General features: G+C 36.7%; 13 protein-coding genes. 7 read left to right on the top strand and 6 right to left on the bottom strand.

Features of this window, described 5'->3' with window-relative positions; all coding sequences use genetic code 11:
- Positions 1–9: 9 nt before the first annotated feature.
- From rnc to pyk, 3 genes are read left to right on the top strand one after another with little or no spacing between them, the layout of a single operon-like run.
- Positions 10–774 (top strand): ribonuclease III, encoded by a 765-nt coding sequence (rnc, locus tag BLS98_RS18170; protein WP_089738123.1) that lies wholly within the window; start codon positions 10–12, stop codon positions 772–774.
- A complete protein-coding gene (locus tag BLS98_RS18165) occupies positions 752–1225 on the top strand; it encodes an IPExxxVDY family protein (protein ID WP_089738120.1) in 474 nt (157 codons plus the stop codon). The genes rnc and BLS98_RS18165 overlap by 23 nt, the downstream gene beginning before the upstream one ends.
- Complete coding sequence (gene pyk / locus BLS98_RS18160) at positions 1218–2663, top strand: pyruvate kinase (RefSeq protein ID WP_089738117.1); 1446 nt, start codon at positions 1218–1220, stop codon at positions 2661–2663. The genes BLS98_RS18165 and pyk overlap by 8 nt, the downstream gene beginning before the upstream one ends.
- 226 nt (positions 2664–2889) lie before the next feature.
- On the opposite strand, the gene BLS98_RS18155 is transcribed toward pyk, so the two are convergent.
- The 5 genes from BLS98_RS18155 to hutI form a co-directional block, all read right to left on the bottom strand.
- Entirely contained in the window at positions 2890–4182 is a 1293-nt protein-coding gene (locus BLS98_RS18155) for an aldehyde dehydrogenase family protein (RefSeq protein WP_089738115.1), read from the bottom strand.
- Between the two features lie 137 nt (positions 4183–4319).
- A complete protein-coding gene (gene hutG, locus BLS98_RS18150) occupies positions 4320–5243 on the bottom strand; it encodes a formimidoylglutamase (protein WP_089738113.1) in 924 nt (307 codons plus the stop codon).
- Positions 5244–5368: 125 nt separating this feature from the next.
- Positions 5369–7381: a BCCT family transporter gene (locus tag BLS98_RS18145; protein WP_089738111.1), complete on the bottom strand. Its 2013-nt coding sequence runs from the start codon at positions 7379–7381 to the stop codon at positions 5369–5371.
- A gap of 471 nt (positions 7382–7852) precedes the next feature.
- Positions 7853–8914, bottom strand: a complete 1062-nt coding sequence (locus BLS98_RS18140) for a DUF695 domain-containing protein (protein ID WP_089738109.1) — start codon at positions 8912–8914, stop codon at positions 7853–7855.
- Positions 8915–8934: 20 nt separating this feature from the next.
- Positions 8935–10161 (bottom strand): imidazolonepropionase, encoded by a 1227-nt coding sequence (gene hutI, locus BLS98_RS18135; protein ID WP_089738107.1) that lies wholly within the window; start codon positions 10159–10161, stop codon positions 8935–8937.
- A gap of 251 nt (positions 10162–10412) precedes the next feature.
- Here hutI and ruvB point away from each other — a divergent pair, with 251 nt between their 5' ends.
- The 4 genes from ruvB to coaE all read left to right on the top strand — a co-directional run bounded on the left by ruvB (position 10413) and on the right by coaE (position 13627).
- Complete coding sequence (ruvB, locus tag BLS98_RS18130; protein ID WP_089738105.1) at positions 10413–11435, top strand: Holliday junction branch migration DNA helicase RuvB; 1023 nt, start codon at positions 10413–10415, stop codon at positions 11433–11435.
- A gap of 65 nt (positions 11436–11500) precedes the next feature.
- Positions 11501–12112, top strand: coding sequence for an FMN-binding negative transcriptional regulator (locus tag BLS98_RS18125; RefSeq protein ID WP_089738104.1), 612 nt, complete (start codon positions 11501–11503; stop codon positions 12110–12112).
- A 12-nt stretch (positions 12113–12124) separates the two neighbouring features.
- Positions 12125–12991, top strand: a complete 867-nt coding sequence (locus BLS98_RS18120) for an MBL fold metallo-hydrolase (protein WP_089738103.1) — start codon at positions 12125–12127, stop codon at positions 12989–12991.
- A gap of 9 nt (positions 12992–13000) precedes the next feature.
- Positions 13001–13627, top strand: a complete 627-nt coding sequence (gene coaE / locus BLS98_RS18115) for a dephospho-CoA kinase (protein ID WP_089738101.1) — start codon at positions 13001–13003, stop codon at positions 13625–13627.
- Between the two features lie 72 nt (positions 13628–13699).
- Here coaE and BLS98_RS18110 read toward each other — a convergent pair whose 3' ends face one another.
- Positions 13700–18715: a GEVED domain-containing protein gene (locus BLS98_RS18110; protein ID WP_089738099.1), complete on the bottom strand. Its 5016-nt coding sequence runs from the start codon at positions 18713–18715 to the stop codon at positions 13700–13702.
- Between the last annotated feature and the right edge of the window lie 73 nt (positions 18716–18788).

Raw genomic sequence — 18788 nt, 5'->3', positions numbered from 1 at the left:
ATTCAATGAATGGAGTTACAGAAATACTTTTCTAAATTCCTTCTCAAAAAAAGAAAAAGACAATTAACGGAAAGAGATTATTTTCTCAGTACCGAGCTTAGAAAAGTTTTAGGTGCAGAGGTACAAAATATTGCTCTTTACCGAGAAGCTTTTTCTTTAAAAAATTCTTCTAAAAATCAAGACAGCAACTACGAAAGGCTTGAATTTTTGGGAGATTCTGTTTTGGGTACAATTATTTCTTGTCATTTGTTCCAGACCTATCCTCAGGCTAATGAAGGATATCTGACACAAATGAAATCTAAGATTGTTAATAGGAAAAATCTTAATAAATTAGGGGAAGACCTTAAGCTTACAGATCTTCTGCAAAAGCAGAATAATTCTTCGGCTCTAGGTGAGAATATCTCTGGAAATTTATTTGAAGCCTTAATTGGTGCCGTCTATTTGGATTTCCACTATGATGCTTGTAAAAGAATCATTCTGGAGAAACTTTTGACTCCTTCCGAGATTAACAAACTTGAAAATAAAATTGTCAGCTACAAAGGTCTCCTTCTCGAATGGAGCCAGAAGAAGAAGGTAAATATAAAGTACGAAACCTGCGAGGAAATACAGACTAATAAAGCAATCATGTTCCGTTGTCATGTATGGTTTGGAGATGAAAAGATTGCCAATGCTACAGAAACCTCCAAGAAAAAGGCTGAAGAAAAGGCAGCACAGAGGGCTTTTTATATTTTAAATAAAAAAGAAAATATACTTGGAAATTCAAAAACTTTATGATCTTGATGATATAGAATTTGAAGATATTGCCATAGGATTGGTAAGATTAGCCAAAGATATACCCGCTCATGAGTTTTTCTATAAAATAAATCAACTTAATAATCTCAGTTTCTCAAGAAAAAAAGACATGGTCTTTCACGGAGATTATTATGATTATCTTTTTCCAAGGTTTGAGGCCTATCACAAGTTTTCCAAGACCTGTTTCACCTTTATTTCCAATAAATCTTCTGAAAGTAAACAAAAAAAAGTTCAAACCGAGCTCTTTACAGAAGAAGAAAACATTAAATTTTTATTAAATAATCAGGCAGATGTGGAATATATTCTACATAGTTCGGAACAGTTTCCTGATTTTTCCGTAATTTTGCTCCCTGAAAATCTTGTGTTTCCGATTCAAGATTATACACTGAGTTCTGAAGAGGAACTTTATCAAATTATCCAGTATTATGAATAAGTATTTAAAGAAGACAAAAATTATCGCAACACTAGGGCCTGCTTCATCGTCGAAGGAGGTAATGTTAGATCTAATGAAGGCGGGTGTTGATATTTTCAGAATAAATTTTTCCCATGCAGATTACGACTTAGTTCGAAAAAATATTGAAATAATTAGAGAACTAAACAGCGAGTACGGTTATTCAGTGGGTATTTTAGGTGACCTTCAGGGACCTAAATTAAGAGTAGGTGTTGTAAAAGAAGGTTCTTACCTGAATCCTGGTGATATTCTTACTTTCACCAATGAAAAGATTGAGGGAGATTCTACTAAGGTATACATGACTTACCAACAGTTTCCACAGGACGTAAAAGTTGGGGAAAGAATCCTTATTGATGACGGTAAACTTGTATTAGAGGTTACTGAAACCAATGAAGTAGATACTGTAAAGGCTAAAACAATCCAAGGGGGGCCTCTAAGCTCTAAGAAAGGGGTTAACCTTCCTAATACACAGGTATCTCTTCCTGCATTAACGGAAAAAGATATTCAGGATGCTAATTTCATGATGGACATGGAAGTAGACTGGATCGCTCTTTCTTTCGTACGTCATGCACAGGATATCATTGACCTGAAAGAATTAATTGCAAAACATCCAAACGGTAAATTCAAAACTCCAATTATTGCGAAGATTGAAAAACCGGAAGGGGTTAAAAATATTGAAGAAATCTTATTGGAATGTGACGGACTAATGGTTGCCCGTGGTGACTTAGGAGTTGAAGTTCCAATGGAAGAAGTTCCTGCTATCCAGAAAAACCTGGTAGAGAAAGCAAGATTCTATTCTAAACCAGTAATTATCGCTACTCAGATGATGGAAACGATGATTAACAGCTTAACACCAACCAGAGCGGAAGTAAATGACGTTGCAAACTCTGTATTAGATGGTGCTGATGCGGTAATGCTTTCAGGAGAAACTTCTGTAGGTAGATATCCGGTACAGGTGGTAGAAAACATGGCTAAAATTGTGAAAAACATTGAAACCACTCACTTCTACCAACATAAGAACGAACCGATTGAAAAAGACTATAACTGCATCGATGAGAGATTCATTACGAACAGGGTATGTCTTGCAGCGGTAAGAATTGCTAAAACAACAAATGTTTCTGCGATTGTTACATTAACTCATTCAGGGTATACGGCTTTCCAGCTTGCAGCTCACAGGCCGAACTCTCAGATTATTGTATACAGTGGAAACAAAAGAGTAATTACGATGCTGAACCTTCTTTGGGGTGTTCACGCTTACTATTACGATATGAAAAAGTCTACTGATGAGACAATTATTCAGGTAAATATGTTAACCCATAACTATGGTTATATTGAAACAGGTGACTTCGTTATCAACATCAATGCAACACCATCTTATGAAGGTGGTAAGACCAATACGCTGAGATTAACGACAGTATAAGCAATAAACAAAATTACTTTTTGTTAAAGCATATAAAAACTCCCGAAAATTAATTTTCGGGAGTTTTTATTTTTATAATGTAAAGATACTGGCTGACTCAATATGTTTTCTAGTTTGTCATTGACTATGTTGAATCTTCGATTTCTGAACGAAACGTAGTGAAGTGAAGAATCTAAGAGATTTCCCGATTCCTCGGAATGACATTTTCTACAGATTTAGCTATATCTTAGTTACCTACAATAGTCTTCGCTGTCACAAACTCTTTTAAAGCGTGTAAAGAAAGCTCTGTTCCGTATCCGGAAGCCTTGGAGCCACCAAAAGGGAAACGAGGGTCAGAACTGGTCATTCTGTTGATATTAACGGTTCCTGATTCAAGATTCTCAATAAAGAATAACTGACGGTCTTTATCTTGAGTCCAAACTGAATTTGAAAGTCCGAAAGGAATATCATTAGCAATCTGTAATGCTTGTTCAGCATCTTTTGCAATCATTACCATTCCAAGAGGTCCAAAAAGCTCTTCTTGCAGTATTGGATTTCCTTCCTTCACTCTGATTAACCCAGGTTTGAATTGATTTTCTGAAATTCTTTCTAAAGGAAGAATGATTTCGGCACCATTTTCCAATGCTCTGTTGAATTGAGCTTCTAATTCATCAGCCAAGTCTGGTCTTGCCATTCCTGCTAATTTTGTTTCTTTATTGAAAGGATCTCCGATTTCGTATTTTTTATATTCTTCGATGAAAATCGGTAAAAATTGGTCTTCAATCTTTTCATCAAGGATAAATCTTTTAGCTGCAGTACAAGTTTGTCCACAGTTTTGAAGTCTTGATTTTGCTCCGGCTTTTGCTGCTGCTTCAAGATCTCCATCTTCAAAAATGATGAATGCATCACTACCTCCTAATTCAAGTAAAGATTTTTTGATATTTAAACCAGCAATTGAAGCTACTTCTCCCCCTGCTTTTCCACTTCCTGTAAGACTTACTCCTTTTACAGCATCATGTTCTAAGATTTCTTTTACAGCTTTGTGCCCTACTTCAAGATTCTGGAACACACCTACCGGAAAACCTGCTTCCAAAAGAACTTCTTCAATGGCATTTCCACTTCCGAAACAAATTGAGGCATGTTTTAAAACTACTGTATTTCCTGCTAAGATTGCAGGAACAGCAAACCTCAACACTTGCCAGAAAGGAAAATTCCAAGGCATTACTCCAAGAATTACTCCTTTTGGAGCGTAATGAACTTCGGAATAAGCAAATTCAGATTCTATTTTTTCAGGTTTTAAAATATTTTCAGCATCGGCATAATAATTCATCATTAAAGCACATTTCTCCACCTCAGCAATTGATTCCGAAATGGGCTTATTCATTTCAGTAGTAATGATCCTTCCAAATTTTTCTGAATTATTTTTTAATATTTCTGCTGCTTTTGCGATTAACTTCTGCTTTTCTTCAAACGGCACTTTTCGCCACACTGAAAACACTTCGTCTGCTTTAATAAGCTTGCTTTCAATTAATTGTTCCATAATATAATTTCTGTTTTAAATTCAGCTAATGAATTTATGAGCGCTTTTGTTTTAAAAGCACGATAAGGTCAGCAAATTCTATTCCTTAAGGGTCAATAAAAGAATGATTTTCTCTATCGGAAGAATATAGCTTTATCTTAAATCATTAGCCATTCATTCACCAGACAAGCTGCAAGCCTTGCCGTTCTATCCTGAATATCGAACGACGGGTTAACTTCTGCCACGTCCAGTGCAACCAGTTTTTTGTTTTTTAAGATATGCCTGTAAAAATGCATAAAGGTTGCATCTGCAAAGATACCATTATATGCTGAAGCTGAAACCCCCGGAGCGATAGATGCATTAAAAACATCCATACAAATAGTGAGATAGGCAAAATCTACATTCTCCAACAGGTCATCAATACGCTGATAGACGGATGGAAGGTTTTCGAAGAATAATTCGTCAGACAGAATATACTTCATTCCATATTGGTGTGCTGTATCAAAGAGTTTTAAGGTATTGGAATTTCTCTGAATCCCGATGTGAAGGGAATTGATAGGACCTTCCTGAGCGATTTGCCAGAATCCTGTTCCTGAACTTGGGCCTACTCCTTTTTCCGGCTGCCTGTTATCAAAGTGGGCATCGATATTGATGATTCCTATTTTTTGCTCCGGAAAGGCTGTTTTAATGCCTAAATAATGAGCATAGGTCACTTCATGTCCGCCACCTAAAACAAGAGACTTTCCACCTTTTAAAAGAACTTTTGAGACATTCTTGGCAAGATTATTCTGAGTATTCTCCAGATTACCGTCTTCACAAGTGACATTTCCAAAATCCAACATTGAGAAATTGGGAAGACTCACAGGAAAATTAGACATATTTTTCCGGATCACGTTAGGAGCATCTTTAGCACCCAGACGGCCTTTATTCCTCCTGACTCCTTCATCCACGGCAAATCCATGCAAAACGAAGTCATTCGTTAAAATATTGTCGTAATTCTGTTCTTCTTTTACTCTCTGAAATAGTCTGTGGAAAAGAAGCTCTTCTCCATCTAATCTACCCTGCCAAATATTTTGAAACATAATCCTTTAAAATTCAATTTTAGTCACATCATTCTATCCAGTAAAGCTAGCTAATATTGTTTAGATAAAAAAACACCTTTTACACATTATACAAAGAATTCACTGTAAGACAAATAGCTTCTTTTTTAGGCTTTATTTTCATTGGCATTGCTGCTGATAAACATTTCATTTCGTTCTTCTGAAATAATTTCCAAAAATCGTTCATAATGTTTCAGTACATCGGAAATCAATTCATTTTTGGTAAAATACTGTACATCATACCCTTCTCTTCCATCTCCAAAATAGGATCTTGGATAGTGTGTTTTGCTATCATCCAGATCCGGCAGGTTTTCTTCATTTATGATATGTTCAGAAACTGTTTTTATTTTATTTTCTACTCCATAAATAAAGTTATTAACAACCCCCTGATGGATTTCTATTTCAATTCTGACAGGATTTTCATGATGATTGATTTTGGCTTCAATTCCGTTAGCTGCAAATTCCTGCTGTAAATCAGTGAAGGCTTCTTTGGCTTTTACCCTAATAAAACGGTCTACAGAAGCATTATCTTTAAAAGAAACGATATTCTTTAAACGTTCTTTCCAGAATTCACCGGACCATGGTACTGTGGATACTGAGAAGTTTCTGTCGTAATATTTTTGATCAATCACTAAACCTTTCATCAAGCTTACAATGAATAAAATCACTACGATGGAAAACGGTAATGCCGTAATTAAAGTCATACTTTGAAGTGCCTTCAACCCTCCAACATTTAATAATAGAAGGGAAAGAACTGCCAATAATACTCCCCAGAATACAATTTGCCATTTGGGAGATTTGCTGGCGTTTTTGGTTGCAATACTGTTCATTACAAATATTCCAGAATCTGCGGATGTCACAAAAAAGATAAGAATGATGAGAATAACGAAGAATCCAGTAAATTCTGATAAAGGCAGATACTCCAGAAAACGGAACATTAAAGCATCCGGATCTGATGCAAACTGGCTTAACTGTCCGTTGGCAATATTTAGATCAAACCAAATGGCGCTGTTTCCAAATACGGACATCCAGATAAAGTTGAATAATGTAGGAAGTACTAAAACAGCCAGGATAAACTCTCTGATAGTTCTTCCTTTTGAAATTCTTGCGATAAACAATCCAACATAAGGAGACCATGAAATCCACCATGCCCAATACAGAATCGTCCAGTCATAAAACCATGGCAAAGCATTTTTCTCATAGACATGGGTATTGAAAGTAAGGTTGAAAAAATTGTTGATATAATTTCCCAGCCCTTCTGTAAAACTTCCGATCAGATAAACTGTTGGTCCCATTATTAATACAAAAAGTAAAAGACCAATTACGCTGATAACATTAATATTACTTAAGATTTTCACTCCCTTCCCTACTCCGGAAATAGCAGATATCACCGAAAGAGAAACAAGAGTAACTACAATAATAATCTGATAGGTAAAACTATTCTCAGGCGTAATGTGAAGAATATTCAGTCCGGAACTAATCTGTACCACTCCAAAACCTAATGTTGTTGTAATTCCGAAGAAAGTACAGCATAGGGCAAAAACATCAATAGCATTTCCCCATCTTCCATTAATTTTATTTTTTAACAGTGGATAAAAACAGCTTCGCAATGACAATGGTAATCTGTAACGATAAGCAAAGTAAGATAAAGAAAGTCCTACGACTCCGTAAATAGCCCACGCATGAATTCCCCAGTGGAAAAAAGTATAGAGCTGCGCCTGCTTAGCCCGGCTTACATAATGATTATCCGCAAAAACTTCTGAAGAGTAATGCTGCATAGGTTCTGCAACACTGAAATAAATCAATCCAATCCCCATTCCCGCTGCAAAGAGCATGGAAATCCAGGAAAAGAAGGAATATTCTGGTTTACTATCATTCGCACCAAGCTTTATATTGGCATATTTACTGAACATCAGATAGACCAGGAAAATAACAAATAAAGTTACAGACCATACATACACCCAATTTAAGTTGATAAATATGAATTGTTTAATTTCATTCAGGATGTTTTCAGTCGGTTTTGGATAAACTGCTGAGAGAAAACAGGTACCTATAATAAATATCAAACTCGGAATAGTGACCCCTTTGTTAAAAGTAGATCTAACATTTTGAAAATTCATCTTTTATATTTTCGTTTATAGTATTGACAAGTCTTCCTGGTACGGGATATAGCTGTAAAAAAAGTACTGAGAAAAAAGAAAATATCCAGGTTTTCCGGAATCTCCGGTGCACTTAAGAACTATAGAAAAATGCGTTATTTATCTAAAAATCAACGCTAATTGCAGCGCAATATAAGAAAACTTATAGAGAATATGAAAAATATGGGAGACTTTATGATTTTGCTTCTCTCCTATTCATGTTCATTGATCAAAAATATTTTGCTTCAAAAAACGGTAAATATTCCTACAGATTGTACGGGTTACACGGATGATTGAAAACATTAAATATCAAACTTTTAAAATGCAAAGTTTTTAGTTTCCGGATCTATGATTTTAGGGAGCAAAGATGGAATCAATTTAATTATTTTTTTCTAAGCAGATGGATATTAATAAAAATGTGGATAAGTTTATTCTTATCCACATTTTCTATTTTTAAACAGCGTTATTATAATATTTAAAATACTGCCAGTATTTATCTTTAAAGATACTGAATGAGATTTTATATTCAGGATTACTGTCTTTTATGGTTTTAAAAACTTTAGAAATCTCTCTGAAGTCTTTACCTGCAAAATAACTTTCTTTACTATTATCTGCAGTTTCCCTGCCTATGTACAAATATCCTTTTTCTTTTAAATCTTCTATGGCTTTATCTTCAATGTCTCCTAATTTTTCAAAATCTTCTTTTTCAGGAAGCCCGTCATTATTCTCTCCGTTATAATGAAACTTCAGCACTGAGATCCATGGATAAGAAGCCTTTGCTTCATAGTTCAGCAAAGGGAGATTCATGCAGGCAATAAGAGGTTTTTCATTGTTCAGAGAAGCTCTGAGAATAGAAAACTTATCTTCGACCTCTTCTCTTATTACACTTTTATATTTTTCTGTAAATTCTCTTTCTCTCCATGAAAGGAAATCTTTCAGCTTTTCAATGGGAACAAGTTCTTTTTTGGCCTGGTCTCTTCCAACTACAATAAACGTATCAATCTGCGTAGCAAAATTTAATTCTCCTAAAAAATTATCTAAAAAGATACAGATGCCTGTGGTTATTGCATCTTTATTTTCAGCATTTCCGTCGTACACAAAAACAAGATCAATCTCATCGGGATACTCTTTCTGTTCATTGGAATAGAAAAAAATGTTATCCTTTGTAAATTGGTAATCGCCCATTGTGACGTTTACATTCTTTATATCCATTGCGGGTTTTAATGCCGTAAACTTCCAATGATCGAGTTTAGGAGCTGTTGCAATAAGCTCTTCGATGAAGGCAACATTCCTGATCTCTCCATCTGCAGTAAGAATCAATTCTACAGTGGAATCATCACTCATCCCGGTCAGAAAATAATATCCTTCATTAATCTGGCTAAGCTTAGGGGCAATGATATCAAAAAAATCTTTTTCAATAGCTTCCTGACCGCCTGTTTCAACAATTGTATAGAAATCCTTTTCCTTTGTTAAAAACCAATCCCAAAAACCTTTATAATCTAACTTTCCTTCCATTGTGATTAAATTTTTATATTTTAATCAATCAGTTTTCCATCAATATAAACCTGTTCAGCCTTCAGGCTTCCCTGATTGTAAAGAACGTTCTGAAAATTATTAGTTTTAAAAGTTACAAAATCAGCTTTCTTCCCTGCTTCAAGCTTTCCTCTGTCTTCAAGATTAAGTGCATAAGCAGCACGGTAAGTCATCCCTGCTAGTACCTCAGCAGTTGTCAGCTTTTGGAAGGTCGCTAAAATTGAAGCCTGGGTAATTAAATTCCCCATAGGTGCCGATCCCGGATTCCAGTCACTTGCGATGGCTACAATAGCTCCTGCATCCAATAATTTTCTTGCCGGTGTAAATTTTTCACCTAATCCTAAACTGGCTCCCGGAAGTGCTGTAGCAACAGTATCAGATTGAGCAAGGAAATCTATATCTTCATCAATGGTTGCCTCCAAGTGGTCTGCAGATTGGGCACCTACTTCCACTGCAATTCTTGAACTTCCCGGTGTAAACTGGTCTGCATGAACGGTTATTTCAAAACCTAAATCTTTAGTTTTAAGTAAAAACTCTTTGCTTTCTTCAGGCTGGAAGGCTGATTTCTCAATAAATATATCCACACGCTTAGCTAAGTTCTCTTCTTTTACTTTTGGAAGAATTTCGGTAAGGATATAGTTTAAATATTCCGGATTAGTGCCTTCAAAGTCTCTTGGTTTTAAGTGAGCCGAAAGACAGGTAGGAACTAAAGTTGCCTTTGTGGATTCCTGAGCCTTTTTGATGATGCGAAGCATTTTCAGTTCGTTTTCTACATCTAATCCATAACCACTCTTCACTTCAATGGTTGTGATTCCAAGATCAACAAGAAACTTAATTCTTTCCAACAATGTTTTCAGCAATTCCTCTTCTGAAGCATTTCTTGTATGTTGTACAGAACTCCAGATTCCACCACCGCTTTCTGCAATTTCCAGATAAGTCTTCCCTGCATTACGCATGGCAAAATCGTTAGCACGGTTTCCACCAAAGCAAATGTGAGTATGGGAATCTACAAAAGCAGGAAGAACCACCTGTTCTCCTTCAATGGTTTCTATTTCTATTGTTGGGTTTTCATTTTTTAAAGTCTCAAAATCACCAATTCTCTGAATGGCATCATTTTCAACTAGTATTCCTCCATCAACAATAATTTCTAATTGTTCGTCTGTAAGTTTTCCTCTTAATGGAAGATTGGCAAGCGTTACAACCTGCTTAAATGGGCCTATTAATTTCATTTATTTAGGTTAAAGGTTAGAAAGTGAATGATCTCTATCTGCAATTTAAATACTACAAACTGCATGTTCGAAATAAAATCAATCAACTTTTAATTTTCCTCTCAAAAATACTTAAAATATCTCAATTTCGCTCTTAGTCTCAGTCTAAACCTCAGCCTTCATCTTAATCTCAGTTTCAAATTCACCTTTTCTCAATCTTCATTTCAATCTTAGTCTAAATTTGTTATCTTTGAGGTAAATGAAATGAATTAATGCCAGATTTTTTACATCCAGATAAGGACAACTACTCTCGGGAGGAGTTGATGCAGGAAGAACAAATTCGTCCCCAAAGCTTTAAAGATTTTGCGGGACAAAGAAAGACGCTGGAAAATCTTGAGGTTTTTGTAACGGCTGCCAAGAGACGTGGCGGTGCGCTAGACCATGTCCTTCTGCATGGCCCACCAGGCTTGGGAAAAACAACTTTAGCTAATATTATTGCCAATGAACTTGGAGTAAACTGTAAGATTACTTCCGGTCCTGTATTGGATAAACCGGGAAGTTTAGCCGGATTGCTTACCAATCTGGAAGAAAATGACGTTCTTTTCATTGATGAGATTCACCGTCTATCTCCCATTGTGGAAGAATATCTGTATTCAGCAATGGAGGATTACAAAATTGATATCATGCTGGAAACAGGTCCTAATGCTAGAAGTGTACAAATCGGCCTGAATCCTTTTACACTAGTAGGAGCAACTACCAGAAGCGGAATGCTTACCAAACCGATGCTTGCAAGATTTGGTATCCAAAGCAGGCTGGAATACTATTCTATTGAACTTTTATCAACAATTATTCAGAGAAGTGCAAGAGTTTTAGGCGTAGCAATCTATGAAGATGCTGCGATTGAAATTGCCAGAAGAAGCCGTGGAACTCCAAGGATTGCCAATGCATTACTGAGAAGAGTCCGTGACTTTGCTGAAATTAAAGGGAATGGTGAAATAGAGATCAATATTACCAAATACGCTTTAAATTCTCTTAACGTGGATGAGTTTGGATTGGATGAAATGGATAATAAGATCATGCGTGTGATGATTGAAAACTTTAAGGGAAAACCTGTAGGAATTTCTGCTTTGGCAACATCTATCGGAGAAAATCCGGAAACGTTGGAGGAAGTATATGAACCGTTTTTAATTCAGGAAGGGTTTATTATCAGAACTCCAAGAGGTAGAGAGGTTACTGATAAAGCTTATCAGCATTTAAGTATTTCAAGGCCGAAAAATCCGGGAGAGCTTTTTTAATGTAAAGTTCAGTTTTTTGGTTCAAAGTTTTGAGTTTAAGATTTTAAAAGAAGCGTTGTTAATTTATGTTTGTTCCTAAATTGTACAGAAGTGAAGATATGGATGTGATGAGAGAAATTATCAAGGAAAATTCCTTTGCATTACTCATTTCTTCTATTGATAAAATCCGTGCCACACATTCCATGATGATGCTGAATGAAAGTGATCCGGAAAATCCTTATATTGAAACTCATATTTCCAGAGCTAATCCACAGGCTAAAACCCTGAAGAATGGTGATGAAGTGTTGTGTGACTTTTTAGGAGCCCATACCTACATCTCCAGCAGCTGGTATGACCACATCAATGTTTCTACATGGAACTATGAAGCGGTACAGATCCATGGAAAAGTGGAGTTGATGAATCAGGACGAGCTGTACAGCCATCTGGATACATTAACCTCAAAATATGAAAATTTTCAGCAATGTCCTATGATGGTAAAAGATATGGGAAGAGAGTTTGTGGAAAAGGAAATGAAAGGGGCTTTTGGAATTAAAGTGATTCCAACGGAAATTTTCATCAAGCAAAAACTATCTCAGAACCGGAAGGAGAATGATTTTAACAACATCATTTCACATCTGGAACAATTGGATGAAGATGCCCGAAAAATTGCTGAGAAGATGAAATTAATAAAGAAATAAATCAAAATATATATGAAGTTATATCCAATACAATGTGGAAAATTTAAACTGGACGGCGGTGCTATGTTTGGTGTCGTCCCAAAGAGTTTGTGGGAAAAAACCAATCCGGCAGACGAAAAAAACTTAATTGAACTGGGAACCCGTTCCCTGCTTATAGAGGATGGAAAAAAACTGATCCTTGTAGACTGTGGTCTGGGCAATAAACAAGATGATAAATTCTTCGGGCATTATTCGCTTTGGGGAGATGATACTTTAGATAAAAATTTAAAAAAATATGGTTTTGTAAAGGAAGATATCACAGATGTATTCCTTACTCACCTTCACTTTGACCACTGTGGTGGCGCTATTGAATGGAATGATGACAAAACAGGATACAGACCTGCTTTTAAAAACGCTCAGTTCTGGACGAATGAAAACCACTGGCAATGGGCTACAGAGCCTAACGCAAGAGAAAAAGCAAGCTTCCTGAAAGAAAACATTATGCCTATGCAGGAAAGCGGACAGCTAAACTTTTTGCCGCTTCCGACTACCGGAAATTATGGTTTTGCACCGGATCTGAAAATGGATGTCATCTTTGTAGACGGACATACGGAAAAGCAAATGCTTCCAGTCATTCAGTATCAGGAGAAAACAGTTGTTTTTGCAGCTGACCTTATTCCTACTGCCGGCCACATCAATCAGGTTTATGTGATGGGATATGATACAAGACCTCTTTTAACACTGGAAGAAAAAGGAAAATTCCTTAAACAGTGTGTGGATAATGAGTATTTATTATTCTTTGAACATGATGCTCACAATGAGCTAGCTAGTCTAAAAATGACTGAAAAAGGAGTAAGACTTGACGAAACGTTCAGTTTTAATGATGTTTTTGGTTATTAATTTTTAATTATGGAGGAATTACATTCAGAGGGCCAACAGGCCGAGCCACCCGCACCCAAGATTATTGGGTTAACCGGAGGAATTGGTTCAGGAAAAACTACAGTTGCTAAATTTATTGAAGAATTCGGTTTTCCGGTTTATTATTCTGATGACCGGGCGAAAGATATTGTCAATGATAATGAAGAGCTGAAAATAAAAATCAAAGAACTTCTTGGCGAAGAATCTTATGATGAAAATGGCTTGTACGACAGAAAGTTCGTTGCAAGTAAGGTTTTCAGTAATAAAGATCTTCTTCAGCATTTAAACGAGATTATTCATCCTGCTGTACGTATTGATTTTGAACAATGGGTAAAGCAGCAGACCAAATATCTCGTTTTTAAAGAAACTGCATTATTATTTGAATTAAGACTTAACAGACAATGTTATAAGTCTCTTTTGGTAACAGCAGAGGATAATATCCGCATCAAAAGGGTAATGGACAGAGATAACAAAACCTACCGTGAAGTAGAAGCTGTTATGGAAAAGCAAATGCCTGAAAGGGATAAAATTAAAATGGCAGACTGTATCATTTATAATAATACTAATCTGGAAGAGCTAAAAGAACAGACTGAAAAAGTCATCTTTGCTATTGAATAAAAAAACCGTTAGGATTTCACTAACTTTTAAATACAAAAAAGCCCTCACAAATGAGGGCTTTTTCAATATACATCATTCTTTAATAAACTTCTTTTGTGCAGTGTTTCCATTATCATCAATATCTATTACATACACACCATTGATAAGCCTGCTGACATTAAGCTGATTATTCAATATAATACTTTCTACAACAATCTGTCCTGCTGTATTGTAGATTTTATATTTTGCTTTCTTACTGATATTCTTCACATACAACACTGAACTTACCGGATTAGGATAGATAAGAATATCTGTCTGATTAAGAAGATTAGGAGTATATTTTCTGGATATTCTTATAGAATAATCTTCTACTTCTCCATTATTAAACTTCAGACAATTTACCGGAATCCCATCTCTCTGCATTGCCACCCGCATCACTACATATTTGTAATCTGTTGTACTCACAAAAGCATCTGCCGGCACATTGAATCTGCCTGTTACAGGACTTGTTGTATTAGGTGGAGAAGTGAATATTTTTTCATCAATATCAAATTCTCCATTTCTGTTGAAATCAATCCATACCGCAATTCCCTCATCACGGCTGGTTCCTATCCATTTCTTTACAATGATGATTTCATTATCTGTAGATCCTTGAATTAATTCAATAAAGGTCTTTGGAACTCCTGAATAATCTGTATACGTTGAAGATCCGGATGCGTTTTCCATCACCGATTTACCATTTGGCCTTACAGTAACTTTAGCAATATGTTCGCTTGCAGCACTTCCGGAGCTCATTATACAATATGTTATCGTTGGGGTTGTAAAGTAGTAAGGTAAGGTAAATGTTGCTGTTGTTCCGTTACAGATGTTAGCAACCTGCATTTCGTACTTTGTAAGCTCTAACAACCCTGTTAATATATAACTATTCGTAGTCACCGGAATATTAGTCCAGCTTAGATTCCCCACTCTTCTATATCTGAGAATATAAGTTGATCCCGGGAAAGAATCCCATTTGATTTCTGCTGATGTAGGTAATAACTGAGTGATCGTTAATCCTGGTGGTGAAAGTTCACAGGTTCTTTCTGTTGTAAATATGGCAGAGTTTGAATAAGAATTCCAAGTGGTCTCATTAACACATTGATTAGCAATCTGTATTTCATAAGTCGTATATGGATCTAACCCTGCTAATGTATAATTATTTATAGGTGCAGCAGGAAGGTTTATTTCAGGATTGGGCCACCCTGTAACGCCAACTTTTCTCCATCTCATTTTATATTTTACATTTACTACTGCCGGGTTCCAGGTAACCACTGCAGAATTAGTTGTAATATTACCCACTGTAACACTTGGAGGGGCAGGATCACATCTTGTAGTGAATGTTCTAATCGGAGTAAATACTCCCGGGGTTTTTCCACAGTTTGCGGCAACCTTTACTTCATAAGTGGTAGAAGGCAACAGGTTATCTAATGTATATGGAACAGTGGCCACATATACATCAGTCCATGCAGGAGTTCCCTGTACTCTATATTGTAAAAGATAAGTAAGGTTATTTGCTGCTGCAGTCCAATTAATAATTGCCGAATTATGAGTTATTGTATTAACAGTAAAACCTGTTGGTGTATCTGTACTACACGGTCTTAATCGTACTGCATAATCTTCTACTTCCCCATCCACCGCATTCTGACACATTACAGGACCACTGCTTCTTTTCAGGACCACTCTCATTGTAGTTGCAAGGGCCCCAGAATAAGCACCTGCAGGAACTCCAAATTTAGCATCAACAACAGCAGTTGTACTTGCCGCTGAATTAAGAATCCTTTCTGAATTATCAAATATACCATCTCTGTTAAAATCAATCCAGGCTGTAGCGGCTACATTTCCTGAAGACCCGGTCCAACCTTTAACAACAGAAATTTTATTATCTATTGAGCCTATTTCAAGCGTAATCAGTGTAGCAGGAGTTGTATAACTTATATAATTGGTTTGCACGGAGTTATTATTCATCACTGGCAATCCAGGATTTACAGGAGTGACTGTTACATTTGAAATATGATCATTCGTACCGGTACCGGTCATTGAACAATATGATAATACAGGAGTAGTAAATTGCAGAGAAGGAGAGAATTGCCCTTGTGCAGCTCCGTTACACTTAGTAGCCACCTGAATTTCATATTGGGTCTGCTCGGTTAGCCCTGAAATCGTATAATTGTTTCCAGGGGCTGGTACAGGATTTATGGTCGTCCATGTTGGGTTTCCAACTTTTCTGTGTCTTAAAACATATACAGCACCTGTAGTTGCAGCCCATGATACATTTGCTGAATTAGAAGTAAGATTAGTAATCGTAATATTAGATGGTGCAGCACTGGTGCATGCTGGCATATCAATAATTTTCACTGCATAATCTTCAACTTCACCATTTGTAAAAGACGTACATGGATTAGGATTATTAGCGTCTCTCAGAAGAACCCTCATACGGGTTGTAAGCGGTCCTGCATACGCACCTGCAGGGATCTGAAATGTTGTTGCTACAGGAGTTACTGTATTATTAGTTACATTTAAAATTCTTTCAGCCGTTTCAAAAGTACCATTCTTATTAAAATCGATCCAAGCACTTACAGCTTTGTTACTCATGGCAGCAGGCCAGGATTTAGAAACCGAAATGGTATTATTGTTAGTTCCTCTAACCACAGTAATTAACTTTGTAGCATTTGTAGAATAATCTGTATAATTATTGGCTCCGGAAGTATTACTCATGGTATAAGAATTCGTAGCGGCTACGGTTACATTGGAGATATAGCCATTATCCGTATTGCTTGAGGTTGCTGCACAATAAGGGGTCATAAACACCATAGGGGCTGAAAAATTCCCTGTTGTTCCTGAGCAGATATTAGCGATCTGAACTTCGTAATGTGTTCCTGCCGTCAACCCTGTAAGCGTTACTGTATTTGTTGTAGGATTAGGTGTATAGGTAGTCCAGGCAGTTGTTCCTGCTATACGATACTGCATAATATAGGTAGCATTAAATGAAGCATTCCAGGTGATTATGGCAGAATTTTGAGTTACTGTATTAGCCACTACTCCACCCGGAGGATTAGAGGTACAAATTGGTAGTGTATCTATTGAAGCGTTACCTATGGCGTAAAAAACATTATTGATGGCACTTACTCTGATTTTAGCAATACCACCAACTATTAAAGGAAAAGAACTAAAATCTAGAGATTCACTTCCGTCATTAGGTGTTGAAGCTGAGACTACATTCCAGGTTGTTCCGTTATCAGTAGTAAAATCTATTTTTACATTGCCCGTATTATATGGTGCTACATTGGTACCTACAACATCCCATGTTACATTCGTTGGGCCGTTATTATAAACGGTAATAGGGTTTACTTTGAAAGGACCATTATTACCAACAATAATGGTTTGTGCGGCACTCTGTGTCTGTTGTTGGTTGGCAACAGGATTATTATCTCTCACTGTCACTGAAAAAGTTGTTGTTCTTGGTACTGTAGATACAGCTTCCCAACCACTTGTGTCATGTAAAACACCATTTAATACTGAAGATAGTTTAGGAAAATAACGAGTTGGGCTCGTTGAAGGGATCAATGACCTAAATGATGCTCCGGAAGTAGTATTTCCTAAATTAATGTTATCAATAGAAGGTCCGCCACTAATCATGGCATCTGCCTGCTCCCAGGTATATGTCATTGGGTCGTTTTCAGCGTCTGTAACAGAAGCGGTTAAAACAAAAGCTGTCCCCTTTGGAATATTGTAAGTTGGAAGTGCTCCAATTACAGGAGGGGTATTGGTAACTGTTGTTTCAATATCACACGTTCTAGTCACTAAAACAGCCTGAACCTGATTGATACTGTTTCTAAGAAAATAAGCATCTGTATTTGGCTGTATATCAAATGTACCTCCCGGAGAAGGAAAAATACCCGCCCCCGCAGCGTTTCCATTTGCTATTCCTGCATAAGCCATAATGGTACTTCCTGATCCTGGTTCAAACTGTACATTGGGTGTCTGATACTGATACATAAAAGTATGATTTCCTCCTAGTTGGTGTCCCATTTCATGAGCCACAAAATCGATATCAAATGTATCTCCCTGAGGTCCTCCATTTGCAGGAGAAGTATACCCTGAACCTTTTCCATTACCTGTTGATGGATTTGAAGAGCCTGGATCCAGGCAAATACACCCTATGCAACCCGCCATTCCACCACCACCGGTTGCTCCAAATAAATGGCCAATATCATAATTAGCATTTCCAACATTAGCAGTTAAGGTTTGCTGTAATTCTGTACTCCATGAATTGGGGGCTCCTCCCCCTGCAGGTACTCCTGTATACGGATCTGTATTTGGATTAGTATAAATTACATTCGGATAATTCTGTAGATTTAAATGAAGGGCAAAATCTTTTTCAAAAACCCCATTCACTCTGGTGAGGGTAGCATTAATAGCTGTTAAAGCACCTGCTACAGTTCCTCCATGAAACTGAGTATACTCTCCTGTAACAGACATCGCCAGTCTCAGAGTTCTATATTTACGATCCGAAGATTTCGCGAAATTCTTTGATTGGTTGGTAAAGGAGCTTCCTGCTTTATATAGTTTATCTATTTCTTTTTCCTCAGTTGAACACACGAAACCAGTTTTCCCGCCTTCAGTTTTCGGATGTATTTCATAGATTGTTTTATCTCCATTAGCAGGCTCTATAAATTCATATCCTTCACCAGATATAATCATAGATTGAAAATCATTAGGTGCCAGGCTAAAGCGTAAATATTTTGAAGGGTCATCTATTCCTACTCCCACATAAGAACCCAGCTGATACTGATCTGCTAATTCTCTTACTACAACCGGAAAGCTATACACAGCAAATTTTTCAACTTTTCCGCTTAGTGTGGGTAAAGATATGGTGACCGGTTTTGCATCCCGGCCTGTTTCCTGCGCTCGCTCTAATTGAGATCTTAACAGGGAAATGTCTAAAGAATAAAAGCTTTTGGCTTTTGAGCCATCCCGAATTGCTTTTCCTTTGAATGTCGTAGGAGCCCATTGGGCATGAAACATTACCAACAAACTAAAGAAAAAGAAAGAAGTAAAAATTTTCTTCATAATATTTCTTAAAACTTTGTATTAATCTCACAAAACTACTCATTTCATTACCAACAAACAATACATAAACAGA

The sequence above is a fragment of the Chryseobacterium jejuense genome, assembly GCF_900100075.1.
Lineage (GTDB): Bacteria > Bacteroidota > Bacteroidia > Flavobacteriales > Weeksellaceae > Chryseobacterium > Chryseobacterium jejuense.
This window is presented reverse-complemented; position numbering and strand designations above follow the sequence as displayed.

Bases quoted from the DNA above. Each gene is read 5' to 3' on its own strand.
- rnc (WP_089738123.1), top strand. From the start codon at position 10: ATGGAGTTACAGAAATACTTTTCTAAATTCCTTCTCAAAAAAAGAAAA.
- pyk (WP_089738117.1), top strand. From the start codon at position 1,218: ATGAATAAGTATTTAAAGAAGACAAAAATTATCGCAACACTAGGGCCT.
- BLS98_RS18155 (WP_089738115.1), bottom strand. From the start codon at position 4,182: ATGGAACAATTAATTGAAAGCAAGCTTATTAAAGCAGACGAAGTGTTT.
- hutG (WP_089738113.1), bottom strand. From the start codon at position 5,243: ATGTTTCAAAATATTTGGCAGGGTAGATTAGATGGAGAAGAGCTTCTT.
- BLS98_RS18145 (WP_089738111.1), bottom strand. From the start codon at position 7,381: ATGAATTTTCAAAATGTTAGATCTACTTTTAACAAAGGGGTCACTATT.
- BLS98_RS18140 (WP_089738109.1), bottom strand. From the start codon at position 8,914: ATGGAAGGAAAGTTAGATTATAAAGGTTTTTGGGATTGGTTTTTAACA.
- hutI (WP_089738107.1), bottom strand. From the start codon at position 10,161: ATGAAATTAATAGGCCCATTTAAGCAGGTTGTAACGCTTGCCAATCTT.
- ruvB (WP_089738105.1), top strand. From the start codon at position 10,413: ATGCCAGATTTTTTACATCCAGATAAGGACAACTACTCTCGGGAGGAG.
- BLS98_RS18125 (WP_089738104.1), top strand. From the start codon at position 11,501: ATGTTTGTTCCTAAATTGTACAGAAGTGAAGATATGGATGTGATGAGA.
- BLS98_RS18120 (WP_089738103.1), top strand. From the start codon at position 12,125: ATGAAGTTATATCCAATACAATGTGGAAAATTTAAACTGGACGGCGGT.
- coaE (WP_089738101.1), top strand. From the start codon at position 13,001: ATGGAGGAATTACATTCAGAGGGCCAACAGGCCGAGCCACCCGCACCC.
- BLS98_RS18110 (WP_089738099.1), bottom strand. From the start codon at position 18,715: ATGAAGAAAATTTTTACTTCTTTCTTTTTCTTTAGTTTGTTGGTAATG.